This window comes from Moritella sp. 24, assembly GCF_018219155.1.
In the GTDB taxonomy this organism is placed as follows: Bacteria; Pseudomonadota; Gammaproteobacteria; order Enterobacterales; family Moritellaceae; genus Moritella.
Map to the genome: position 1 here is coordinate 4,133,290 of NZ_CP056123.1, position 26,063 is coordinate 4,159,352.

The 26,063-nt window shown below is 38.3% G+C and carries 23 protein-coding genes; 10 read left to right on the top strand and 13 right to left on the bottom strand.

Annotation, left to right across the window (positions count from 1 at the left end; genetic code table 11):
• Positions 1-98: 98 nt before the first annotated feature.
• Together HWV00_RS18450 and HWV00_RS18455 are read right to left on the bottom strand one after the other, a co-directional pair.
• Positions 99-1,493, bottom strand: coding sequence for a hypothetical protein (locus tag HWV00_RS18450; RefSeq protein ID WP_211683690.1), 1,395 nt, complete (start codon positions 1,491-1,493; stop codon positions 99-101).
• A gap of 120 nt (positions 1,494-1,613) precedes the next feature.
• Complete coding sequence (locus HWV00_RS18455; RefSeq protein WP_211683691.1) at positions 1,614-2,192, bottom strand: cache domain-containing protein; 579 nt, start codon at positions 2,190-2,192, stop codon at positions 1,614-1,616.
• A gap of 355 nt (positions 2,193-2,547) precedes the next feature.
• Between HWV00_RS18455 and HWV00_RS18460 the strand changes: the two genes are divergently transcribed.
• A complete protein-coding gene (locus HWV00_RS18460; protein WP_255554801.1) occupies positions 2,548-2,814 on the top strand; it encodes a TOBE domain-containing protein in 267 nt (88 codons plus the stop codon).
• A gap of 13 nt (positions 2,815-2,827) precedes the next feature.
• On the top strand, positions 2,828-3,490 hold the full coding sequence (locus HWV00_RS18465; RefSeq protein WP_211683692.1) for an HAD family phosphatase: 663 nt from the start codon (positions 2,828-2,830) through the stop codon (positions 3,488-3,490).
• A 127-nt stretch (positions 3,491-3,617) separates the two neighbouring features.
• Here HWV00_RS18465 and HWV00_RS18470 read toward each other — a convergent pair whose 3' ends face one another.
• Together HWV00_RS18470 and HWV00_RS18475 are read right to left on the bottom strand one after the other, a co-directional pair.
• Entirely contained in the window at positions 3,618-4,751 is a 1,134-nt protein-coding gene (locus HWV00_RS18470; protein ID WP_255554802.1) for an acyl-CoA desaturase, read from the bottom strand.
• 7 nt (positions 4,752-4,758) lie between these two features.
• Entirely contained in the window at positions 4,759-5,895 is a 1,137-nt protein-coding gene (locus HWV00_RS18475) for a flavin reductase family protein (protein ID WP_211683693.1), read from the bottom strand.
• Positions 5,896-6,342: 447 nt separating this feature from the next.
• Between HWV00_RS18475 and HWV00_RS18480 the strand changes: the two genes are divergently transcribed.
• From HWV00_RS18480 to HWV00_RS18500, 5 genes are all read left to right on the top strand, one after another.
• The gene (locus HWV00_RS18480) at positions 6,343-7,797 is read left to right on the top strand and encodes a pilus assembly protein TadG-related protein (RefSeq protein WP_211683694.1); all 1,455 of its coding nucleotides are present in this window, start codon (positions 6,343-6,345) and stop codon (positions 7,795-7,797) included.
• Positions 7,798-7,809: 12 nt separating this feature from the next.
• Positions 7,810-8,286, top strand: coding sequence for a TadE/TadG family type IV pilus assembly protein (locus HWV00_RS18485; RefSeq protein WP_211683695.1), 477 nt, complete (start codon positions 7,810-7,812; stop codon positions 8,284-8,286).
• Position 8,287: 1 nt separating this feature from the next.
• Positions 8,288-8,722, top strand: a complete 435-nt coding sequence (locus tag HWV00_RS18490; RefSeq protein WP_211683696.1) for a TadE family protein — start codon at positions 8,288-8,290, stop codon at positions 8,720-8,722.
• A 177-nt stretch (positions 8,723-8,899) separates the two neighbouring features.
• On the top strand, positions 8,900-9,613 hold the full coding sequence (locus tag HWV00_RS18495; protein ID WP_211683697.1) for a CHASE domain-containing protein: 714 nt from the start codon (positions 8,900-8,902) through the stop codon (positions 9,611-9,613).
• Positions 9,614-9,888: 275 nt separating this feature from the next.
• The gene (locus HWV00_RS18500) at positions 9,889-10,521 is read left to right on the top strand and encodes a diguanylate cyclase (protein WP_211683698.1); all 633 of its coding nucleotides are present in this window, start codon (positions 9,889-9,891) and stop codon (positions 10,519-10,521) included.
• Here HWV00_RS18500 and HWV00_RS18505 read toward each other — a convergent pair.
• Both HWV00_RS18505 and HWV00_RS18510 read right to left on the bottom strand, forming a co-directional pair.
• Entirely contained in the window at positions 10,498-11,310 is an 813-nt protein-coding gene (locus tag HWV00_RS18505) for a TauD/TfdA family dioxygenase (RefSeq protein ID WP_211683699.1), read from the bottom strand. The genes HWV00_RS18500 and HWV00_RS18505 overlap by 24 nt on opposite strands.
• Before the next feature lie 4 nt (positions 11,311-11,314).
• Entirely contained in the window at positions 11,315-12,481 is a 1,167-nt protein-coding gene (locus tag HWV00_RS18510; protein ID WP_211683700.1) for a hypothetical protein, read from the bottom strand.
• A gap of 359 nt (positions 12,482-12,840) precedes the next feature.
• Between HWV00_RS18510 and HWV00_RS18515 the strand changes: the two genes are divergently transcribed.
• Positions 12,841-13,230 (top strand): diacylglycerol kinase, encoded by a 390-nt coding sequence (locus tag HWV00_RS18515; RefSeq protein WP_211683701.1) that lies wholly within the window; start codon positions 12,841-12,843, stop codon positions 13,228-13,230.
• Between the two features lie 2 nt (positions 13,231-13,232).
• Entirely contained in the window at positions 13,233-14,912 is a 1,680-nt protein-coding gene (locus tag HWV00_RS18520; protein WP_255554807.1) for a phosphoethanolamine transferase, read from the top strand.
• Between the two features lie 79 nt (positions 14,913-14,991).
• Here HWV00_RS18520 and HWV00_RS18525 read toward each other — a convergent pair whose 3' ends face one another.
• The 5 genes from HWV00_RS18525 to HWV00_RS18545 all read right to left on the bottom strand — a co-directional run bounded on the left by HWV00_RS18525 (position 14,992) and on the right by HWV00_RS18545 (position 22,196).
• On the bottom strand, positions 14,992-16,521 hold the full coding sequence (locus tag HWV00_RS18525; protein WP_255554809.1) for a serine protease: 1,530 nt from the start codon (positions 16,519-16,521) through the stop codon (positions 14,992-14,994).
• A gap of 301 nt (positions 16,522-16,822) precedes the next feature.
• Positions 16,823-19,132, bottom strand: a complete 2,310-nt coding sequence (locus HWV00_RS18530) for a bifunctional diguanylate cyclase/phosphodiesterase (RefSeq protein WP_255554811.1) — start codon at positions 19,130-19,132, stop codon at positions 16,823-16,825.
• Positions 19,129-20,064, bottom strand: coding sequence for a transporter substrate-binding domain-containing protein (locus HWV00_RS18535; protein ID WP_255554813.1), 936 nt, complete (start codon positions 20,062-20,064; stop codon positions 19,129-19,131). Before HWV00_RS18535 ends, HWV00_RS18530 begins: the two co-directional genes overlap by 4 nt.
• Positions 20,065-20,129: 65 nt before the next feature.
• Positions 20,130-21,530, bottom strand: a complete 1,401-nt coding sequence (locus HWV00_RS18540) for an aminotransferase class V-fold PLP-dependent enzyme (protein ID WP_211683704.1) — start codon at positions 21,528-21,530, stop codon at positions 20,130-20,132.
• Positions 21,531-21,842: 312 nt separating this feature from the next.
• The gene (locus HWV00_RS18545; protein ID WP_211683705.1) at positions 21,843-22,196 is read right to left on the bottom strand and encodes a helix-turn-helix domain-containing protein; all 354 of its coding nucleotides are present in this window, start codon (positions 22,194-22,196) and stop codon (positions 21,843-21,845) included.
• A gap of 102 nt (positions 22,197-22,298) precedes the next feature.
• Here HWV00_RS18545 and HWV00_RS18550 point away from each other — a divergent pair, with 102 nt between their 5' ends.
• The gene (locus HWV00_RS18550; RefSeq protein WP_211683706.1) at positions 22,299-23,066 is read left to right on the top strand and encodes an SDR family NAD(P)-dependent oxidoreductase; all 768 of its coding nucleotides are present in this window, start codon (positions 22,299-22,301) and stop codon (positions 23,064-23,066) included.
• 71 nt (positions 23,067-23,137) lie between these two features.
• Here the strand turns inward: HWV00_RS18550 and HWV00_RS18555 are convergent, their stop codons facing one another.
• Both HWV00_RS18555 and HWV00_RS18560 read right to left on the bottom strand, forming a co-directional pair.
• Positions 23,138-24,865: a hypothetical protein gene (locus HWV00_RS18555; protein ID WP_211683707.1), complete on the bottom strand. Its 1,728-nt coding sequence runs from the start codon at positions 24,863-24,865 to the stop codon at positions 23,138-23,140.
• A 332-nt stretch (positions 24,866-25,197) separates the two neighbouring features.
• Positions 25,198-25,752, bottom strand: coding sequence for a PEP-CTERM sorting domain-containing protein (locus tag HWV00_RS18560; protein ID WP_211683708.1), 555 nt, complete (start codon positions 25,750-25,752; stop codon positions 25,198-25,200).
• Positions 25,753-26,063 lie beyond the last annotated feature (311 nt).

Below are 26,063 nucleotides of genomic sequence, written 5' to 3' on the forward strand. Positions count from 1 at the left end.
TATTACGTACAGGGTTCGCCTTGCTCATCACAATACTTAGCGCCCAGAAACAACAAAACCCCAGCAAGCTGAGGTTTTGTGATCGTATTACATTCTGTTTATCGTTCTACGATAGTGTAGTCATGCATCTTAGTATATTGGCGTTGCTCAAGCTGCTCAGCAGGTGTCAACAATAACGAGATACTGTCTTCATTCATAGGAAACGAAGCTATATTTGGATCGAGAGGCTGGAATCTACGCATAAAACTTTCAACAAAATCTGTATTTCTAGATTTAGTTGCAATCATTGACACTTTAATTGCATCTGACGTAGCCGTAATTGGTAATAAGCGATCTAGCTTCAAATCCGGAATAACAACTTCACCATCCTCATTTGGTACACTATATATTACATGAGTTAAGGTCGAATTAGGTCCACTCGTTTCTGTATAATAATAACTGCGTTGCACTAAATCGTCTGTAGAACTAATACCGGGAGCTGAAAACACATAACTTGCACCATTTTTACTAATACTAGGGGCAACATCACTATCAATATTAACCATCAGACTAGCGTCTAATGTATCTGAAAATGCCGAGTTATGTTTAAAGTCCCAATTAAGCGTCGTTCCCATGGCTGTATATAGCCACTCAGACTCTTCATAAGTATATGGAAATGCTGTTTTTGTATCAGTAGCTGGATCAAATTGAGCATCAAACCAAGGGTAAGTATAGCTGCCTTGTTTAATACTAATTTGTAAACTATCAAGATCATTCAAATCAAAGTCAGTTGACCAATTTAAACTATCATTAAAACCATTGATTAATGTTAAATCATCATTAGCGTTAGCTGTTAATTCGCTCACAAAAGCATAAGCAATTAAATTAGTTGTATCACCCTCATAGCCTTTAGCTAACACTTTTTCATCTGCATAAGCACTAATATTAACACTGTTATTAGCCTTTCTCTCAGTTGTCACAAATCCAGTTTCAAATTGGAAGTAATTTACCGGTAGACCAGACACTAAAATAGACGCAAAACCTGATTTAGTTTCAAGTGCTTTCCCTTTACTATAACAAGTATTCAAAGAGTCACCATTCAATCTAATTAAATAGTCACCAAGCAGCTGTTTTTGAATAGATAAAACTTGATAGTTTGGAGAACCTGCACGGTAGTCAATGATAGAAACATAACCACCATCAGGAACATCATCAACAGTAAAAGTAATAGATCCATTTTCAGAACTCAGTTCTTTACTATAAGAACCATTACCATCATGAATTTCGATTCGTTGCGGTTGTACATTATAGGCAAAATACTTAGTGTCAAAATTTTGCCCCAACCCGTCAAAGACCGTGCATTCTGATTTACTATCTTGGGTCAGTTTAACAAATTCAAATGTATATTTTTTTGCGGGCGACGGAGGTGTTGGCCCAGCATCACTACTACCACTGCCGCCACAACCTGTTAGTGCGGTGCTTACCAATATAGACAATGCTAATAGTCTGCTCATCGGACATTCCTTAAAATAATTCAATTAAAATCAACAAACGAACAATGCAAATATTACGCCAAAAGCACTATGAAACATTCATTGATTATAAATAATCATTAATAAGGAATTTTATACTCGCTAATGCGAAGTCAGCATGTTGATAATCGAGTCGTCAACATCGTTAATATACACACCCTCGCCATAGGTCCAACCCCAAGGGGCAAAGTGCTGAGTGTAGGATATTTTTTCTTGCTCTTCACGTGTCGTATTTGAATAGTAATAATAACGAGAATACCCACCGTTGGCATGAGTTACAGCTTCCAAATGCAAAAGCTGATACAACTTCACACCATTAATATCAGTGACGTCTTTGACATTCTGATAACGTAATTTGGCATTACTTATAGACTCGAGTAAGAGGTAATCATCAGTAAACAAAAAGATATAATTTTCATTGTCTTCATTGATTTGATGTATTCGATCGACGGCCTTTAATTGAGCCTCTAATGATGTCAATTCACCACGTTGAGATTTTTGATAATACTCATTAATAATTGAGCCAATAAAATTAATACGGGGTTCTAATGCACAACGACGGTCATCGATTAAATTACTTCGGACATATAAAAAATAATTAATGCTGAGGGCTATAAACAACAAAGAGAAGAAGCCTGCGATTAATAATAATTTTTTTTCAAGTGATACTGTTTTTAACATTAATTAACTTAATGAACATTCACATCCTTATTAGTTCAATCCTCTGTGACAATAGATGGCGCAATCATACAACAGTACAATATAAATCTAAACAGCAAAAATAAGAAAGGTCAGACCTGTTAATAATTCCTTAAAAAACAGTCAATTAATCTAGATATACAGATTCACATATAACGTAATATGATCATCTAAAAAGGGCTTTATTGTCACCCTTCTTTCATTAAAATGTCATAAAAAACAACAAAGAATGTCACAAAATAGTCATAAGATAGCTGCGAATTCACTCACCTGTCTAGGAAGATAGAGAAAATGAAAACGTTACTAACCAGTACAACAAGCGCAAGATGTACTTGGTATGACAATCAATAACAAACTGGCTATTCGTCCTGAATCTATTTATGTGCGGGAAGCAGGTCGAGACTATGGCGAACATATTTCAGCCCCGACTCAAGGTATTATTAAAAACCATCAATTATTGGGTAATGTGATCCGCTATCAGGTCGATGTAAAAGGCTGTGATATTACGGTCGATTTATTGAATCGTTCATCGGAACGATTATTTGATACTGGCACGCCACTAGAGCTGCTATTTAATCTAAATGAATTACAACAGGTAAGTTAAGAGAGAGAATACGATGAGCAAACCACTGTATATTTTTGATTTGGACGAAACCTTGATTGGTGCAGATAGCTCTGTTTTATGGCATCAATTTTTAGTACAAAAAGGCATTATTACCGATCCGACTTTCCTCGCTGAGGATGCTCGCTTGATGGCATTATATGCCGCGGGAAAATTGGATATGCCAGAATACCTTCATTTTTCAATGGCACCACTTGCCTCTCTCACTCAAGCGCAAGTCGATAGCTTGGTTGATGAATGTGTCGAAAAATGCATTATGCCGACTGTTTTTCCGCAAGCTACGCAACTTCTTGAACAACTAAAACAAGATGGCATAACAAGGATATTAATTTCAGCGACAGTTAGCTTTATTGTAAAAAAAGTCGCCGCTAAATTAGGCATGGAACATGCGATGGGCATTGATATGCTGGTTGAGGATGATCATTACTCTGCAAATATACTTGGTGTTGCCAGTTATCGTGAAGGCAAGGTCATACGCCTAGAATCATGGTTGGCAGAACAAACTGAAATCTTTACTGATATTTATTTTTATACTGATTCAATTAACGATCTACCACTGTGTCTATTCAGTCAATATCCGCATGTTGTAAATCCTTGCCCACAATTAACCAACTATGCTCAAGAAAAAAAGTGGCCACAATTATCTTGGGGCAGATAGTTAAAGATAAGTAGTTAAATATAAGTAATTAGACCTAAATAAATCGATACCGATATTTGAACAAAAAAGCCTGACTACGAATCAACATAGTCAGGCTTTTTTATGCGTATTATTCTAGTGTTCCAAATTAAAAACGCGGGTAAAGAGCCGCATTCTTACCAGAAACTTTACCCACCGGGAATGAGAAATAAATCACGCGTTGCACTACCGATGCATACTGACTAAAGAAACTACCAGTGTTATAAGCAATACCATATTTAGCAGCAATCACTTGTACTTCTTTTGACATTTCAACATAGCGATGTGCTGGTACTTCAGGGAATAAATGGTGCTCGACTTGGCAACTTAAATGACCCGTTAAAATATGGAACCATTTAGCACCCGTTAAATTAGCCGAACCTAAAATCTGACGATAATACCAATGACCACGAGATTCATTTTCACATTCTTTTTCGGTAAAGGTATACACTTCTGTTGGGAAGTGACCGCAGAAAATAATAGTCGATGTCCAAAAGTTACGCAGTAAGTTAGCCGCTAAATTACCTAACAATACCATCACAAAAAATGGGCCTGCTAAGATAGGAAAGATAACGTAATCTTTTAAAATTTGGCGTGTTGATTTGCTATAAAATACTTTTTTTAATTGCTCAATATCTACATGAGATTCACGACCTTCTTTACGCTTACCAAAGAATACGCGTTCACCCGCCATCTCATGAAATGCGATGCCCCATTGGAATAACGTACTTAACACAAGGTACGTACCGAATTGCCATAAGTTACGCAAGCGCCAAGAAAAATCGTCACTTAAGCGTAATAATCCATAACCAAAATCACGGTCTTTACCGATAATATTGGTATAAGTATGGTGTTCATAATTATGCACACGCTTCCATGATTCTGAACTACACGCATTATCCCATTCAAATGTTTGTGAATTAAGCGTAGGATCATTCATCCAATCGTATTGACCATGTAATACGTTATGGCCAATTTCCATATTATCTAAAATCTTCGATGCACTTAATAGCAGCACACCAACACCCCAGAAATACAATGAAATAAACCCGAGTACAAGACAAATACGTCCTGCAATTTCTAATGTACGTTGCAGACGAACAATCTTTTTAATATAACGTTCATCGGTACTTCCCACTTGATTCATGGCTTTTGCTTTAACACCATCAAGGTCTATCGCCAACTGCTCTAACTGTTGTTCATTTAACTTTTTACCAAATTTTTTATCTAACGTGGCCATCATCTTATCCCTATAAATTAATCACGACATCAGTCACTGGTACACTGATACAAGCCTGAATATCTTCTTCACCCGTATCTGAATATGTTTTGGTTTGGCTGTTATAAACCACACCACTTACCTTCTTACATTTACACTCTTGGCAAATACCAATACGACAACCATATTTAGCAGGAACATAATTATCCTCAGCAATGGTTAATAGTGTTTGCTGATTTTCTTCATTCACTACAATATCTTTGTTTGTTGTGGTGAATGAAACCTTGCGGGCAACATTTAAATCAACATTACTGAAGCTGGCTAAACCAAATTGTTCAAGGTGAATAGCCTCTTGAGATAACCCCATTTCAACGAATAATGCTTGGGTATTATCCATCATGCTATTTGGACCACAGATATATACCGCGCTGTTACTCAGATCTGTAGTCACGGCGTTAATATGTGTAGCAGAACAGTGGCCATCACGTTCACTTTGTAAGATTCTCAAACTGAAATTAGCCTGTTCAACCTCTAACGCAACAAGGTTTTCATGTAAAACATGTTGATTCGCACGGGCATAATAAAGCAGTGTAAATTTAATATTCGGATAATGAGATACATGTGATAGCAACAAACTATGAAACGGCGTAATACCACTACCACCAGCAATGAATATGACTTCTTTCGTTGTTTGCTTAATTGTTTGCTCTGTTGCATTTTGTGGCAGGCAAGCACTTAAAACAAAATCACCTTTTGCAGGTGAGATACCCAATAGTTCACCCTTCTCAACAGCACTTTCTAGCCAAGGAGTAATACGCCCTTCAAATTGCTTTTTAATGGTTAAGGTAATGGTCTTATCTTGCTGCAACTGCGATAGCGGTGAAGATATTGTGAAAGGACGTTTAATATAACTGCCGTTTTGCTTAACCTGTAATTCAACATATTGGCCAGGCTTGAATGTAAAATATTGTTCATTCACCTTGCCCGATATTGCTAATGTTAATGAGTACATATCATTGTTTTCGGTCTTTATTCCCACCACCTTTGCGGCATGCATATCACCCATAAGTACGGCAATAGGCTTAGTTGAAAATGGTGCAAAGTAAGCTTTAAATGTATCGTTATTAAATAACGTCAGTGATAGTTTATTGGTTAAATCATTAAGCATGTAGCGCTCTCCCTAAAAGTTAAAAAGAGCTTACAGGTGTACACTAGAATGATCCATCAGTATTTCACTTAAATAAAATTAAATTAAACAAATAAAATAAACACTTAAAAACAACAACTTAAAAACACATTAATCAACAAACCAAAAAAACACTGAGTGCACAAGTGTTAACACGGTTAAATTTTAATGACAATTTCATGAAAGATGAATCATTTCCGCCCTAAAAATAAAATACCTAACTGTAAATACGACTGTTATTTACCAATAAAGTCTAATACTTACTAAACATCTATCATTGTAATTGATAATCTTTAATCCATTCATTTGTTCCAACTACCCGTCAATCCACACAAAAATAAAAAATAAATTAGAAACTACGCCAAATTACATCTAAATTTATAATGACCAGTAATCAAGTTGATAGAAATCATCAAAGAGAATTGATTCATGATCTCAAGCAGCCATAGACAAAACGGTTTTATCATTCCACTTGCATCCATTTCTCTCATTGCCTTAATTGCGATGGTCGGATTTGCGCTAGATACAGGGAAAGTCTATTCCGATCATCGTCTTGCCCAAACAGCTGCAGATGCTGCAGCCTTAGCTGGCGCGTTTGAAAAATTTAACCAGCGCGATAGCACGATTAGCAGCGCAGCTTATGCAGAAGCAACAACAAATGGCTTCACCGATGGTACCGATGGCATTACCATCACTGTCAATAACCCTCCAACAAGTGGATTTTATCAAGGTGATAACAATTCCGTTGAAGTTATTATCAATCAATCTACCGCGACCTTCTTTCTACCTGTACTCAATATTAATACGATCAATAGTGAAGTAAGGGCGGTTGCTAATGGTAATACAGCCTCAGGGTCAAATTGTGTCTACGTACTCGATGATGATCACGAAGGCGCATTAGAAGTCAGTAGTGATTCATCTTTAGAAGCCCACTGTGGTATTTGGGTCAACTCTGATAATAAGAAAGCCTCTATGGTTGAAAGTGGGGCCTGTGTTAAAGCTGATACTATCTCTGTTGTTGGAGGATATAAAACAGGTCAAAATTGCGATTCTGGTGGTTCAGCTTACCAATGTGACACCGCAGGTGATTGCCCTATTTATGGCAAAGGTAAATCAGCGGCGTTATCACCACTTCCAGCAGCAGATCCATTTATTAATCTAGCGACTCCAACAGTGGATCGAACATCTGGCGCCTGCCCAAGTGATGAATCCTGTGATGCAACTGGCTGTAGCGGTAAAGAAAAAGATTCAGGCGGTCCATACGAAGCTTATACCGTGGATACCAGTGGTTCAAAAACGTTAAATCCAGGTACATATTGTGGCGGGATACTGGTTAAAAAAGGCAATGTAACAATGAATCCTGGCGTATATATAATGCGTGGAGGCGGCTTTAAAGTAGAAGGAGGCGACTCCGATGTCACAGGTAACAGCGTCTCTATTTACAATACCTGTTTCTGGGAATGTGACGACCCAAATTCAGACCATTCTCCCGATAAAGGTAAAGAGTGGTATTCGACATTAGATGTTAATTCGAGCGCTACTGTCGATCTATCTGCACCACCTTGTAATGGAGGTAACAGCGGTAGTCAGTGTGTCAACACACTTGACGGCGTACTCTTCTTTTCTGATCGTGACGCCCCCTCTTCAGATGATCCAGGCGCAGATCCAGTGAACCGCATAGACAGTGACTCAAATGCCATACTTTCAGGCGCTATTTACGTATGGAACCAGCACCTCAAATTTCACAGTGGTTCGTCAGGTAACCCAAGTGATGCGATTTTAGTATCAAAATTTTTAGAGGTTTCCAGTAACTCATCTGTCGAAATCACCAATTTCACAGGGGCCGGTGGTTCGCCATTAAAACGAGTTACCTTAGTCGAATAATAGGGACAGAGCATGAAACGATCATCAATTAGCCGCCCCTCTAAAACGGACCAACGGGGGATCATAGCCATAGAAGCAATCATAGTATTACCGATTATGATTCTTATTATGTTAACAATATTAGATTTTGGCAGAGTGATGCACGCTTCTATCACCACGACAAATTCCGCGAGGTCCGCTGCAGGTTATGGTGCTCAAAATACCAATTCAGCCATAGATTACACAGGCATGAAGTCAGCAGCATTAGCAGATGCAACGAATCTTAAGGTTGATGATTACAATACTTCCGCGGTCACCATTACCACCGAGCGAATCTGTCGCTGCGTAGGAGGAAGCAATATCAGTTGCGGCAGCACATCATCTTGTAATTTGGGTGTTGAAGTATATGTAAAAAGTACTGCAACTCGAGATTTTCGCACTCTAGCTCCCTATCCAATAATCCCCAATAGCGTACAGTTAACACGTAGCGCAACGATCAGGATCCAATAACATGCAAAATACATTACGTTACCAACACGGTATCGCCGCTATCGAATCGGCCATCGTCGCACCATTATTTTGCTTATTATTACTGGTTATATTAGATGGTTCTCGACTTATTTATGCCTATGGCGCAATATCCCACGCAGCCCGAGAAGGTGTCCGTTACGCCGTAGTAAGAGGGACAGAAGCAGGACAAGATAACCGCCGTATAGGCGATTCACCAACCTCACCAACACAAATCGAAACCTATGTATTACAGCGTTCCCAGCCACTAAACAGTATTACAGTGACGACAACGTGGGATCGAGACAGTAACCAATTAATCACTAAAGACGCAGGGCAAGTAGTAGAAGTTGAAGTCAGTCACGACTTTGTTAGCGTGACCCCTTTTTTACCTTCTATCACACTTAGCAGTACATCGAGTACGATCATTTATTTCTAAATAAATACGCCTCATAGCTCTCTAAAGTAAAAATGAAGGTTTAACGGTTATCACATAAATCATCAAACCTCTTGTTATCCTCAAGTTTATCTAATCATTACGACCACAATCGCTATACTTAGTTGTGGGTAGTTGAATTCGTTATTCTGCGCTCATTCCGAATCAACTGAAGGTATCATGAAGGAAAATAGTCGACCAAATGTCATCCTACTGACAATAGCCCTCATTACTATGTCGCTTGCTACTTTAAGTGGTTGGCTGATTTATGCATCTCAAAAAGAATCAATCATCAGTGAGTTTCAAAAAAATGTTGATGAACGTGCAGCAGCAATCCATCGCGAATTACTTATCAATTTCGAAACGCTGCAATCATTAGCGATATTATTTGATGGGAGCGTCATTCCTGATCATGCCCGCTTTCAAAAAGAGGCACAAAAAATACGCCATCGTCATAACGGGATTCAAGCCCTAAACTGGGTGCCACGTATTGATAATTCGAATCGAAAACAATATGAACTGAATGTACGATCTCACTATCCTAATTATGAAATCACTGAATTAAGCGATGGCCAGATGATCACGGCAAAAATAAAGTCTGAATATTTTCCGGTGTATTATCTAGAACCACTTATTGGGAATGAAGCAGCATTAGGGTTTGATCTCTCTTCTAACACTGAGCGCCTATCTGCGTTACAAAAATCAAGAGACAGCAATACAGCGCAAGCAACCGCTAGCGTCACATTGGTACAGGGCGCACAGGATAAAAAGGGATTTATTGCATTCCAACCCATCTATTCGATATATTCGCCGACGAAAACTTACTCGGGTTTGTCCTTGGCGTTTATAATATCAACGATATTATTGCTCACTCAGATAATCATGGTTCGCTGACGAATGTTAACTTTAAATTAGTCGATAACACAGCACTAGAAAATCCAACAGCTCTGTATACAGAGCAAACTATAAATACAGCTGTCGATACCAGTATTGTTTACAGTAAAAATCTCCCTCCTCTTTGGGGGCGGCAATGGACAATCGTCGCCTCACCAACGACTCACTATATTAATAATAAAATAAACTATATGCCTTTCGCTGTATTTAATATCGGCTTCCTATTAAGCCTATTTATATTTTATTATATTAAAGTCAGTACACGTAAATCAGTCATGATTCAGCGTGAACATGAAAAGAAAAATAATGCGTTGCATAGAAAAAACAAACGTTTGGAGCTTTTATCTCGTTATGATGCGCTCACAGGCATTGCCAATAGACGGTTTTTAAATGAAGTTTTTAGTAGTGAATGGTCGCGTGCAATAAGAAATAAAAAAACCATTACTTTCATTCTCATTGATATTGATTTTTTTAAAAAATATAACGATAACTATGGCCATCCGATGGGGGACGAATGTTTACAAAAAGTCGCCAATATTCTCAATTGCATCCCCCGACGAACTGGTGACCTTGTGGCCCGCTACGGTGGAGAAGAGTTTGCCATCGTACTCGCAGAAACAGCAACGCCAGAAACAGTCGCAGATAGATGCCGTCAAGCTGTTGAAGCACTGAACATTGCCCATCAACATTCAAAAATAGCCGATGTCATTACTGTAAGCGTTGGTGTCGCGACGACAATCCCTTCAGATAAAAGTGATAAAAAGCAACTTATTGAAGCGGCGGATAAAGCGCTTTATCAAGCGAAGGCCAAGGGCAGGAATCAAGTTGTTGTATCATCAAAAAAAGGGCTGAAATTAGTCACAGAAACATACACCAAAACCTATCTAAACGACAGTAACTCGATGTAACTTACGCGGGTTATCAGCATAATCAATCACGGCATAATGCTGAGTGCAACGGTTGTCCCAAATGGCTAATGAATGGGCTTGCCATTTAAACCTTACTTGATATTCAGGCTGTCTTGCCATGGCAAATAATTTCGCTAATAACGTATTACTATCATCTCGATTCATACCGATAATATAACGAGTAAACTGTTCGTTAATAAATAATATTTCTTCGCCAGTTTCAGGATGCCGCGTTATCACAGGATGAGATACAGGTGGGTTTTCTGCTGACACTGCAATAACGTCTTTTTGCCAATCCTCGGTGATCTCGCTAGATTCAATGCCATCAAATGCAAATAACGCATGCATCGCAGATAACGCTCTTAGCAATACTTTATCTTGTTCAGGTAAATCACGAAATATAGCCGTCATCGAACACCAAATGGTATCGCCACCACAAGTCGGCACATGCTGAGCATGAAGAACAGATGCCTTTGAAGGTTGCTGTCGCCATGTATGATCGGTATGCCAGAAACTTTCTAGCGGTGGCTTTCCCTTCACCGTTTCAATGACACTGACCTGCGGTGCACTAGCGACATGAGGAAAAAAAGGATGTACCGATTCTAGCGCCCCAAAACGTGCTGCAATCGCTAAATGTTGTTGCGGTGAAAATACTTGCTCACGCATAAAGATGACTTGATGTTTAAGCCAAGTTTGATAAACCATATTAAATGTATGATCATCACATGTAGCTAAATCAACATTATGAATCAACGCCCCAATATGTGGAGTAAGCAGCTCAATCTTCACCTTATTACTCTTTACTTACGCTGTTAACCGTATCGCTATCTGTACTAGCAGCCACAACATCTACATCCATCAAGAGTGTCTCTTCATCTAATACTTCACTCTCTACAGCGTCATTCTCTACGGCTTCATCTTCAATAATAGCCGCTTTCACTTTCTCTGTTAACGTTATAATTAACGCTGCTTGTTCATCGTTAAGCGCTTTTTGTTGATTCAATTTATTATGGATCGCATCTTCGAAATACGACACTTGCTCAACATATGTCAGGCTCGAAATATCTTCAGAAAATAAATTAAATGCGACAGTAGCAACCGCATCTCGATAACGTAATGCAATCTTTTCACTTTCAGAACGATCGACACTGTTGATCCAACGTACTTCAGCTGTCACGTTATTAGCACGGCGTAAATCATCTTCAACTTTCGTGACAATTTTCTCGATAACGAGATGCTCTCTTGGCGCGAAAATGATCGCATCATTCAGCTGTTTTACGCTTAGCTGTATTTGCGTATAAGTTTGTGGGATCAGATCTTGATCCAATTTCTTCATTTTCTTTACTAACGGTGTGTAATACTTACTTTTCACAACCCTGATCTCGAGTTGCAATAATCGAGCTTGCACTGCCGCACTGCGCTTGTCATAACCACTGGTTGAGTCATCATCTTCAATATCAGCAATTAAATCGGCCATACTTTCATTAATATCCGTTAATTCACTCTGCCATTGGCCATGTACTTGCGGCAATAAATACGCAACATCAGCCAATTGCGGCGCTAGAAATTCGGAGACCAGTGCTTTAATACGCACAGCTTTATCTAACGCTTCTTGCGCGTATTCAATCTTATCGATAACTTTACTTTCTGAAGGGCCACCAAAAAAACCTTGATCATTCGGATCAAATTGGGTCACGAGCGTACGCATCGTTCTAACCGACGAATTTACGTCTTTCCAGCTATCTGGTGCAAAGTATACATAGTCTTGTTCTTTCGCCGATTGATACTGCTGTTCAACACGATCAGCTAATGCTTTGACTTTCTGTATTGCCAGCGTCGCTTCGTCGATGATTTCAACATCATTGGTATTATGAGCATTATTTTGTGCAGACTCCGTCGATGCACAACCTGATAGTCCAGCAACCGATATCACGATCGCAGCAAACAGGGTTTTCTTCATGTCATTCATCCAATATTTTATGTTGTTAATCTATGGATACTACCGAACACCTAGCAAGGTCACAATACAAAACCATGAAATCTGTGCCTATGACACAATTATAACCACTAACCGCTGCTGTAACTGCCAATTTTGAGATGCAGTACATCTTACTAAGATGATCATAAAAGCCGATTGTTTTATCTTTTACATTCCAAACATATCGATTATAAATAGATAATTACACTATGTTATCGCTTACAATAACTTACGGTAGCTTACGGTAGCTTACGGTATCTTACAGTAACGTACAAGATATTGTCCTATTATGATGCGCTAATAAAGGTAATTATTTTAGCTCAAATAGGATTGGTAAGCGAATGAATCAAAGTGATGTAATAACTAACGCCGGTAAGCCCGGATTTACTGGTTTGACCCGTATTATTAAAGCTACAGGGTATTCATTCCAAGGATTGCGCGATGCATTTAAATACGAATCAGCGATCAGACAAGAATTACTATTACTGGTCATTTTCACGCCTATTGCCCTGTTATTAGATGTGAGTAATATCGAAAAAATACTGCTAGTGGCATCGTTAGTTCTCGTCGTCATCGTAGAACTACTAAACTCGGCGATTGAAGCCGTTGTAGACCGAGTGGGAACAGAACACCACATACTCAGTGGTCGAGCCAAAGACATCGGTTCTGCCGCTGTATTTGTTACCTTATGCTTAGCAGCATTTATTTGGTTCATGGTTGTGATGTTATAACGATGAAAAATATACTTAACGCTCAAGTCAATCGCATTGCCCCTAACCTTAGTATTAGCGTCAATAAATTACGTAAACTCCAAATTAATATCAGCATGACTAAGTTTATATTGCTGTATTCACTGTATTTTGGATTCGTACTCAACACTCCTATCACCTCACGTTTAATCGATATTACTGCCGATACAAGTAGTTGGTTATTTGTATACACAGCCCCGGTATTACTAAGCTGCGCATTTGTCATTATTTTCTCTTTATTTGCAATACCCTACTTCGCTAAACCTTTCTTTATTATGGTTCTCGTATCTTCAGCTGCAGCTTGCTATGCGACCCTAAAATACGGTGTTTTATTTGACTACACCATGATCGAAAATGTGATTGAAACCAATACCAGTGAAGCTGTCTCATATGTTAATTTAAGCTCAATTAGTTACTTATTTTTTGTTGGTATTGTACCTGCAATATTAATTGCCTTAATTCGATTCAAAACCCAAGAGCCTTTGCTAAAACGTGCTTTTAAAAGATTAATGTTAGTATTATCTGCAATTGCGATAATCGTTTTAATCGCAGCTTGTTTTTATAAAGATTACGCATCTGTAGGCCGTAATAATTCTTATCTCAATAAGATGATCGTACCTGCACATATTTTTAATAGTTTTAAATACATTAAAAAAGAAGTCTTTACTGAGAAGCTCACTTATAAACCCCAAGGTGAAGATGCTACGTTACCACCCGCAATTAACGGTAAACCAAACTTAATGGTACTCATTGTCGGTGAAACAGCCCGTTCAATGAACATTGCCTATAACGGTTATGAACGTAATACTAATCCTTATACACAGGACATGGGCATCATCTCGTTTCAAGATGTATCGTCTTGCGGTACTGCAACAGCACATTCGTTACCTTGTATGTTCTCCAACCTAGACCGCCGCGACTATAATAAAAACCGCGCCAACAGCCAAGATAACGTACTTGATGTATTAGCGAATGCCAACGTTGATGTGTTATGGAAAGACAATGATGGCGGTGATAAGTCAGTAGCTAAAGGCGTTAGCTTAATCACGATGGATGCGAATAAACATGCCGATGTGTGTAATGGTGCGACTTGCTACGATGAAGTGATGCTGAAGTCATTTGATGATGAAGTTGCGAATATGAAAGAAAACAAATTAATCGCAATGCATGTTATTGGCAGTCATGGACCGACCTATTTTTTAAGGTACCCACGACAAAAAGAATTATTTTCGCCATCATGTAATCAGAGTGATATTGAGAACTGTACTGATGAAGAAATTGTCAATGTCTATGATAATACCATTGCTTATACCGATTACGTGATTGCCGAAACAATCAAGAAATTACAGCGTTATTCAAAAGACTATAACGTTGCCTTAATGTATATTTCTGACCATGGAGAATCATTAGGTGAGAAAGGGCTATACCTGCATGGAACACCTTACTCATTTGCACCAGAAGAACAAACCCAAGTGCCATTTTTCATGTGGTTACCACAACAATACGCGGATGCAAAAGGGATTGATAAGCGCTGTATCATGAAGAAAGCAAAAGAGAATACGTTCTCTCACGATAATTTATTCCATACTTTATTGGGATTTTATGGTGTTGAAAGTAGCGTGATTAACCCACGTTTAGATATTACAGCTAGCTGTAAACTGTAAATAATATAATGACCCAAATAAATGTATTATTTGGGTCATTAATCATCGCTTGCTGATGGTTCTTATACTAACGAATCTTTTATACAGAACGTCTTCTCACGAAGGCTAACAACCCTAAAGAAAGTACGCTAATCCAGTTAATCGCACCACCACTACTGCCTGAACTTTTACTCGTCGAATGTCCATCAGGTATATCAGATTTTCCATCGACTGAATGAGTTACCTTGCTAATTGTCACTCGGTCATTACCGTATGAATAATTGTCATCCTTCTTGTACTCAAGTACAACCGTATTATTATTTCTTGATAAACCGAGAGTAATTACACCCGAACCTGGACCACTTGTTCGGAAATAAAAATGTCCATTAATATAGATATTAAAATAATCATAATTTTTTTCTGTTGATATGTTTACGTTGAAAGACAAACTTCCCGGCGCTAAACCTGTCATTGTTAATTGTGCGAATTCACCGTTACCTAACACTGGTGTTTCAATGGAACTACCATTTTTAACCCATGCATTTTCAGATACATATACTTCGGTATTAGCAATCGAGAGCATATTACGAAGACCTGCAGAAGCAGCTTCAACCCCAACATAAGATAATGCGACATCAAAACTAGGCGTCAGTGGAAGATCTGTCAGCACCTTAACAGAGACAGCGCCAGCATCTAATTTATCGACATTGTAATTAACCGTAATCGCACAACTTTCATTTATCGCAATTTCAGAACAAGTATTCGCCGTCACTAACGCTCCAACACCTTGTATCGTTACACCCGATGTTCTCACTATTTGATCAGTATTATTGTTGATAGAAAAAGAATGTGAATGGGTTCCTAGATATTTAGTCCCAACAAATTCTGATTGGCGGTAGCTCAACCCTTGTGTTTTTGCTGAGATCCAATCAGTAAAATGACTGATATTAGTATAAACACCATAATTTCCGGCTTCAGCACAACCTTGACCCCAACTGACGACGCCAAGCTGCTCATAACCATTACCACTAGCCACAACAATCGGACCGCCACTGTCACCTTGGCAAGAATCATAACCACCATTCTCGAACCCTGCACAGAATGCATTATCGTTATTTTTAACGGAATCAGGACATAAGCTTTGTTTAACTAAAGGTACATTGACTTGATATAATTCATTTTTAAATAATGTTGAATCTCGACCAGGAGCAGGATCTTGATCGCCCCACCCCATCACCGTTAATGTCTCGCCAACGGGAAGGTTATTACGTAAATACTGATCAGCTAAATTAACAGATGTATATGCAGCCTCTTTTTCAAGCTCGATAATCGCAATATCATTGCCATCTTCAACATTTTTATAATCTTCGTGAACATAAATTTCTTTAACACTATATCGGTGCTCAGTAACATCATTTTGAGTCAAATCAGAAATACCAATAACGGCATCCAAATCCAGTTTTTCTTTACTATCGACACAGTGCGCTGCAGTTAATATATAACGCCCACCTAAGAAACTCGCACCACAAAATAAGCCTTTATTAACCTCTCGATGTTTAGATACTAATGCCACCATAAATGGCCAGCTATCAATATCACTTTTTTCACCGTTAATAATTCTTGGGCTCATGTTCTCTGTAGCATGAAGCTGACTCAACGAGAGTGGTGCTAAAAGCAAAAATGAGAGTATTCTTTTTAAATACATGTTCGCGTCCTTGATAAAAGCGTTAACTATTGATTTTGTTTAAAATTTTATCAAGAGTACATTAGATTAATAAATATTCCAGCCTTACAAACAATAAACATACATAAGAATGATTATTGCTTGTAATTTATGAAATCAATCACATACATGATACATACACGCTATAAGCCTTGTATATATCATGATTTTAATGCATTACAATCATGAACAAGTGATGCTTAACTATCTACACCAGTCCCTTTTCTTTATTCAGCAACACTTCAAACTCTTTAGCTGGTACTGGTTTACTGTAAAAATAACCTTGACCATATTCACAATGCATTGAACTCAAATAATCAGCATGCCACTGATCTTCAATGCCTTCTGCTACCACTTTTAGATTCAATGCTTTTGCCATCGCGATGATCGCATTAACAAGCTCTCGGTCTGAATCATTTTCATGCATATTTTGTAAAAATGCGCGGTCTATTTTAAGCCGATCAAAGGGGAATTTCTGTAAATAACTCAGCGCAGAATAACCGGTACCAAAATCATCAATTGAAAGCTGTATTCCCATTGCTTGTAGCTGATTTAACAAGGTGACGACTTCTTCATTATGATTGAACAACAAACTTTCGGTGATCTCGATATCCAATTTATCCGCAGGTAAACCTGACTGTATTAAACCATCACGAATCAGCTTAAATAACTGTTCACAATATCTAAATTGCACGCTCGAAAAGTTAATCGAAATATGTAGCGGAGTGATCTTTTGCCATTTTGCAGCCTGCATACAAGCTTGATTAATAGCAAACTCTCCAAGTTTGTGTATTGATCCGTTTTTTTCCGCAAGCAGAATAAATTCATCTGGAGACACAAATCCAAACCGATCATCATACCAACGCATAAGCGCTTCAGCACCCACTATCTTATTGGATGATAAGTCCATTATTGGCTGATAATAAAGTTCTAATTCATTATTTGCGATCGCTTGACGTAAACGCCCATCCAAATCTAATGTACGCTGTAAATCAGTGCTCATCGCGGTATGATAAAAACTAAATGTGTTACGGCCATCTTGCTTAGATCGATACATAGCCGTATCAGCACTCGCTAATAGTTGCTGGGCATTATCACCATCTTGAGGATATATAGACATACCGATACTGCCCGAAATAAACAATTCTTGGTTATCCCAAACAAACGGTTTATCAAAAAGAGATAATACTCTTCTTGCTAAGCACTCTGCAGAATCAACTCCTTTTAGATCCGGAATAACGAATAAAAACTCATCGCCACCCAAGCGCGCTAAAATATCCGAATTACGCACAGAGCCCAATAGCCTCTCAGTGCTCTGCATTAAGATCTGATCTCCCGCTAAGTGCCCCAAGGTATCATTGATCTGCTTAAAGTTATCAAGGTCCATAAACATAACTAGTACATTACTATTTGTTGCTTTAGCCTTCGCTAACTCTTCTTCTAAACAAGCGTTGCCATAAGTTCTATTTGGCAGACCTGTCAAAGCATCATGCGCCGCTTGATGAGCAAGTTTTTGCTCTGATATTTTTCTTTTTTCAACTTCTTCGGTTAATAGCTGATTTTGTAAAGACAACATTCGTCGTTGCTTATGACTTTCTTCAAATTTCGTTCTTAATACGATATTTGCATTATTAATCATGAATGTATAAAAAAGACCAAACACAACGGGCACAGCAAGAAAAGACAGGCCAGCGATAAACCACCCCGAAGTGAAAATATCTTTTTCATTAACGGGTTCAAACCAACTTCTTAATTTAAACGGTGTATTTTCAATTGGCGTTTCGAAATAAATTTTATTCGCGAGCTTATTACGTTGATCACTTGGCTTTTTATTATTGAGAGAATCCCAAATAAAAATATCACCATCTTCGGTGGTTAAATCCATGCGACTCTGGCTGTCTTCATGTTCCTGAGCCGTTAACTGTGCAACGATAACTTGCTTATTCAGATCAACAACCAAAAATGCAACGGGTTTATCTGCATAGTGCACAAGTTTAATCAGTTGAATATGGGTATCACCTGCATATTGGTGGGTGCGAATAATAAATCCTTTAGCCCCCATATCTTGAGGTTTCACCATATCGAATGCAGTATTTTTATTTTTATCCGTATCGGCAATAACCGTCCCGTCATAACCAATTAAAACAAAGCGTTGATAAACGGATTGTTGGTCAATTTCGGTATTATCGATCAAGTTAGTTAGCTCTTTATTAAGCTTAAATAAACTCGATCCTAAGCCATACTTCATTGACATACCCGATGCTAAATTAGCAAAGTAAGTCAGCATCGACTTATCACCAGCGAGATTAGTCAGTTCATCATTGGTAACATTAAAAAAGTACTCTAAAGTACTGGTGTAATTTTGAACCTTAAGATTAAGCTCACGTTGTTGTGATTCTTTTAACCGTGTTTGTCCAAGGTTCGTCACGGCTAAAATCAGCATTAAGTAGGCGGCAAGTAATACCGCTGCAATAATAATTAAACGACTACTTGATATTTTTTTCTTCAACTTCATCATCGTTCCGACTTATTGCTATTGTTAAAATAATCACTATAAAAATAAGACACTGATGGATAGTGCTTTTCAACCAACTGTAAGTAACTACCATCTTCTTTTATGCCATCTAAATATTGATTAAATGCTTCGCGTAATTCTGGTGAGTTTTTTCTAAATACCGCGCCCATTCTTTGATGCTGAGATATCGGTCCAATCACTTTTATTTCACCAGGCCATTTCTCAAGTGCTATCAATGTATCAGCAACATCGAGTAACGTACTTTCAGCATCCTTATTAAGAATTGCTGGCACCATTTCATTTAGGTGGCGCTCTGTATCTGGCAAGATGATGTTTGCGCCTGTGCTATAAAGATTATATAAGTTAGGGTCTAAACAAGAATGCTCCATCGCTAACACATCTCGGCCACTGATAAGTTGTTTTACTTTCTGAATATCTTTGTCAATCGACCCCGCAGGCTCAATTGGCTTTAAATCTGAATCAGCTCGTGCAATAAGCCATACCGCAGAGGGGAAGTAATCATTTGAAAAATCAGCGAGTTTAGTTCGCCACTCTAAAATAGTGACCCCATTGGCAATGATGTCACCTTCTATTTCGCAGTCGTCTCCGAATACTGTTTTATTGTTTTTGAACTGAGCATGTTGACCCGTTAATTTGCCTATCGCGTTATCCCATTTCGCTGGTACATATTGATATTCAACACCCAGAGACTCCGCAAAGCCCTTAACTAAATCGACATCCAAACCGCTTAACGATTGAAAGTTATCTTTTTGAATATAAGAGACAAAATTTGCGTAAGGCACACCAATATGACGTAGCACACCTTGTTTTTTTATATCTTCTAAATCCATCGCTAAGGCATTTTGACTAAACATAATGGATGAACACACGAAGAAAATATTATTTATTGTTTGTTTAAATTTTGAAACTTTCATCAACATACTCTATATAATCTGTTCTGATTTAAAGAGAGCGCCCAGTCTCGCTGGACGCCTCACTATTAAGACATTCTTCGGTATAATTGCTTAATGGCGTCCACTAAGCCTCTGACATCTTTTTCATCATGGAAAAGATGTGTTGAGATTCTTAATGCATAACTGTTAGCGGTATCTTCTTTATACAGTTTAAAATTGGTTGTACGAATGATATAACCATACTGATTACGAAGACGATCTCTGAATTCAGTAAGTAATTCACTGTCTTCAAGTTCAAATGGATTAAACGTTGTTAAACCACTTGCAAGTTCTTCTACATCCGGAGAGAAGATGTATGCATTTGGTAATTCTTCAGCCAATAATGATTTACACAGTGAGCCTAAACCTAAAACACGTTTTTCAATGCGCTTACGTCCAATCTCATCCCACATTAAACAACTATCAACCAAGGCTTGTTTCGCAGGATAGTTATCGTTACCTATATACTGCATCTGCTCGCAAAGATAATCAGCATGCGATAATGATGCGTTAATAGGCCAAAGTGGATTAACACGATCGCTCCAATATTCATTTAAACGCTGCGCATTATCACGCACGTATAAAATACCCGTCGCGCCCGGCCCACATTGCCATTTATGGCCTGAACCTGCATAAAAATCACAATCCATGTCGTGAAAATCTAAATCAAGCATACCAATAGAATGTGCACCATCAACCAGTGTTGGTACCGCGTACTGCTTCGCTAACTCACAAATACGCTTCGCTGGTAGTTTCGTACCTGTTTTGTAAGTAATATGAGAAAAAGTAATCAGACGAACATTCGGGTTTTCATTAAGTGCGGTGCGGAATGCTTCCACATAATCTTCTTCTGTTACCCTTTCAAAACCGGTATAAACAGGAAGCTGAACTTCAACTATTTTCACACCAAAACGCTGTTTAGCGACATTCATTGGCGTTGTTGCTGCCATATGTTCATGGTGCGTAGTAAGGATCACATCGCCTTCTTCGAAGTGAAGGCCATTGATAATAGAACATATACCATCAGTCGTATTACGGCTTAATACAATCTCATGTGCATCAGCACCAAAACCAGGCGCGACATCAGCGACCATCTCAGTCATATAAGGCCAAGAACCGAATCTTTCATCCATATCCCAAGGATATTTAGCCACTGCTTTATTATTATCGTTAAATCCAGCCAGTACATGCTTTGGCATTGAGCCAGTTGTACCAACATTCATATAAGTTGTTCTTTTGTCTAACACAAATTGCTTCTGAATCTTGTTCCAGAACTTTTTGCTATGTTTATTATGTGCAGGCGGGAACCACTCACTGTCTAATTCTGATGCACTCGCAGTATTCGCAAGTACTGAACCACCAAGCCCTGCAACAGCAACACTAGCCGCGGTACTTTTAAGAAACTTACGACGATTAAGGCTTTTAAGCCCTGTCTCTATATTGTTCATCCACTTAATTCCTTGTTAAAACGCAAATATAGTTATTATTAATAATAATTATCACAAGCATTATTAATAATGATCGCACTATGTTATTCGAAAATATACATATGTTAAATCATCGAGATCAAATTATTGTCGTTTATTCACAAGCGGTTAAGGTTCATTCGATTTATTGAACATGAGATAAACATAGTTGTAGTATTAAAATTTTTTTTATGAAAATTCGATACTACGACGCTAAATTCGGGTGGATTAGCAAATGAGATCAGACCAGATACAACAAAGCCCCAATACAATACGAGGCTTTTATTTACATCATTAAAGAGGCGTGTCGTATTTGTTGTCAATTTCATCTTGTAAAGCATCGAGCTGCGCTAACACACCCAGAAATTTATGCCCAAATGTCGTCACATGATATTCCACTCTCGGCGGAAGTTCGTTGTAGATAACTTTATCTAAGATACCGAATTCAACATTTCGTTTTAGACATTGATTTAGCACTTTGGTCGTTAACCCTTCTACATTACGAACCATTTCACCCGGTCGGTTAATGTCATGAGACAACAGCTGATAGACAGTCAATGACCATTTACAGCCATAAATACTTTCGACCATTCTTGCGCTATTTTCCGGCGCAGTTTTTCTTACAAATATCTTTTCGTTACTATTCATAAAGATGCACCAATAAGTACCTAGGTAACCAATTTGTACTTACTATTTAATAAGTGAATTAGCGCCTAAGATTACCACATACAAAATCTTAGGAGAAAGAAAATGACATTTACTCAATCAGGTATCGCACTCATCATTGGTGGCACAAGTGGCATGGGATTTGAAACAGCAAAACAACTTGCAGCTCAAAATATTCCCGTTACGATTGTTGGTAACAATATCGACAAACTAGACGCTGCTGTTTCTCAACTTAGTCAAATCGGTGACGTGACAGGCATCCAATTAAATCTATATGATCGCAACAGTGTCACGCAATTTATTGACCATATCACCGAGCAAAGTAAAAACATCGGTTACCTTGTAAATGCCGCGGGTTACTTTAATCCTAAACCGTTTATCGAGCATAGCGAGCAAGACTATGATCAATACCATGAATTAAACAAAGCGACGTTCAAAATCACACAAGCCGTTGCCAAAAAAATGATCAGTAATGGTGGTGGCAACGTAGTAAACATCGGCTCAATGTGGGGTAAGCAAGCGATTAAAGCCACGCCTTCTTCTGCGTATTCTATGGCAAAAGCAGGTCTACATGCCTTAACACAACACATGGCAATGGAATTAGCAGAGCATAATATTCGTGTTAATGCTGTATCGCCAGCGGTAGTGAAAACGCCTATTTATGAAACATTCATCAGCCCTGAAGATATGGACGCAACACTAGCAAGCTTTAACGCATTCCACCCTATTGGTCGAGTGGGTACGCCTGAAGATATTGCTAATAGCATTTGTTTCTTACTCTCAGATCAATCAAGCTGGGTCACTGGCGCAATTTGGGACGTAGACGGTGGCGTGATCGCTGGCCGAAATTAAGTCTAGACTAAATGATGCTATATATAACAAGACCTCATCGAATATGAGGCTTTGTTATTATTTACAAGGTACTAAACCCAAGCCCCTACCGGAGGCTGTATGGCTAATAACCCTTTCGTTTTTCGTATTGCTTTTCGACCGCGAGATTGTTTATTTAGATGCGATTTGTTAACGGCAGACGAGCGACTTAGCACCTGAGAACTACGCATAATACCCTCCTCTTCTTTCTCCATCCCTTTATCACTATTCATCTCAACCGAACGTGTATAAGCATCATCAAGCTCAACCCCTCGAGATAAATCATCATGATAAGTACCATTTGAAAAATTTGCATCGACCGGAATTCGCCAAAGTTCCTCAGCCATCTTTCTATAATCATTTTCTAGCATATTTAATGACATAAGCGCATGTTCACTACAACGTACAACGGCCACTGTATTTAAATTTCGATCGAGCTTTTCATTCTTGCGTCTTTGATATTTTTTGGTTGTCAGGTGATGCGCAAAACCATCCCATAGAATCACTTTAAGCGCGATAGGATTAACCGTGGCAGCAAAGCTACTTGAAGCACCTATTCCGGCTGTCACACCAGATGCCATTTTAAGGGTCATATCTCCAGACCCTTGTATTTTAGTTTCAATTTCGGCTGTTATGCCGATACCTGCCGAAACAGTCCCTGAAATTTTAGCTGACGCAGCATTAATACCACGCGCTTTAAAAGTCACCGTACTCGATCCTGTTGCTTTTAGGCCCGCGAACGCACTTGCACCAAGTTTGCATACAATAATTTCATCTTTGTCATAAATATTCTTAGAATTTAAAGCAAAATTAGAATAAGCCTTTACTTCCGCACCAACGAATAGCTCTGCTTCATTGGTCATCGCCATAATTTGACCCACAGTCAGCTCATGCTTAACAGTAACTTTTGCCCCAACCATGGCTGCTAACTCTGCATTTACGCCCAAATCAATACCAGGAATTAATTGCATCGGAGTAGAAGAGCTCGTTTTAGCACTGCCGCTAGCAAATTTAACTTCATCAGCAATATTAACTTTTGCCTTAAAGTGAGTACCCATAGAAGCTTTTGTTGTTACTTTATTCTGGATAATATTCGCAAAGTCCCAGGTCTTACTGTATTCAACTTTTAAACCAGCAAACAACTCAACACTCGCATCTAAATAACTATCACCACCATCATTCGCAGAGGCCTTCAAAAGACTCTGGCGACATTTGTAATCATTCAGAATTTTCCATACTTGTTCATTAAACTGGCTTCGCTCATTATAAGCTTTTTCTAAAGAGGATATCTGAGCGTCAAGAATCTGAACTTGTAGGCGACCTAACTCACCTTGGGCGATAATACTCGGTTTCATTATTTCAGCTAAACGTTGCTTCTGAAAAATGAAATTAAAAAATGTCCGGTTAACACATTTATCTCGAATCGCTTCATGCGGGGTTCGACTCGGTCTTACAACTTTAACCTGCTCAGGAAAATGGCGCATCGCAGAAGCCACAAGACATTGCCAAGTTGAATCCTCAGTAATTGCGGATATACCATACTCATATGCACTACTGCGATTTTTATGATGCTGATACTTCATCGCTTCAAGTAGCGAGTAAACACCATCAACCCCTCTTTGCAAAGCTGGAAGTGCTCTGATTGCATTACGTTTTCCGTACGCTTTTTCTAACCGATCTAACCATTTATCGAATTCTCTCGAGCATACACCAGCCTTACCTAAGTTATTACTGATGAGATCCAAATCTAATTCTAAGTGGGGTTGACTTTGAAGTGGCATATTAGCGATTCCTATTATAATTTGAATTCATAAAACTATTCACTCAAAAAGCATCATTATTGCCCACAGGGATTACCCTTATATATCGAGCTAGGAATAAAAACGTAACATACTATTTGTTCTATTTCTGATATTGAAGCCTATCGCTTACAACACCTTACACCCTCTTACAACAGACGTGGTTTTATTGGGAATTCACAATTAAATTTGAAGGTATGACGTTTATTGAAGCGCACTTTAGAGCTATAACGTAAGGAATTAAGAGTTAGGAATTAGGAATTAGGAATTAATTTATTCCTGAAGAAATAAGATAGGCCAGATAGAACGAACGCTCATTCTGCTAACCTCTTTCTAATCGCGAATCCTAAAAGACCTAAAATGATCAAGATTAATACACCGGGTTCTGAAACACTGGTGAATTCGAAATTAGTATAGGCAAAACCAGAACCTGTGCTTGAATCTGTTATCAGCAGTCTAGTAATACCACTAAAGCCGGTGAAATCAACAATCGTGTCAGATATGACACCAATACTAGAAAGTAAAATAGCACCGCTATAAATCTCCAGTAATGCAGAATCACCTCGATCAAAAAACTGCGTATTCAATGTCAGATCAGAAACAGAATCAGAAAAAAGTACTTCAGCACTGCCTTCACAAGATCCACCAGCAATACTACAGAATCCTCCGCCTCCGAGAGCACCAAAATCACCAGGAGCATAAACAAAAGAGTCTGTTCCAAATGAATTAATGGTGGCATTAGAAAGTGATATCGTTGTCGAATTCAAATAACCGTTATTAACTTCCGTGAAATCAAGAAACCCAGCCTGTGCAACAGAAGTAAACCAAACACTAAAAAACCAACTCAATAGAATCTTACATTTCATCATTGACTCTCCTTTTACCCAGTCCCTATCTACTAAGATAGCCTACACATAGGTTCTGCGTTCAGAAGCGGCAAAGATGAGCATCATATTTGCTACATAACCAAGACTTAATCGCCTCTCAAGTAAAAACATGATCAAGCTAGCAAATTACAAAAACAAAAAACTATTAAATTATGTATATATAATCATTTAATCTGAATAACATTTAAAAGTTAAAATAATTAACTTAATTACAACAAAACAACAAACAATCAAACCCAGTGTAATCAACAACTTAAAATAAAATAACAATTTTCATCGTTGAAAAATGATAA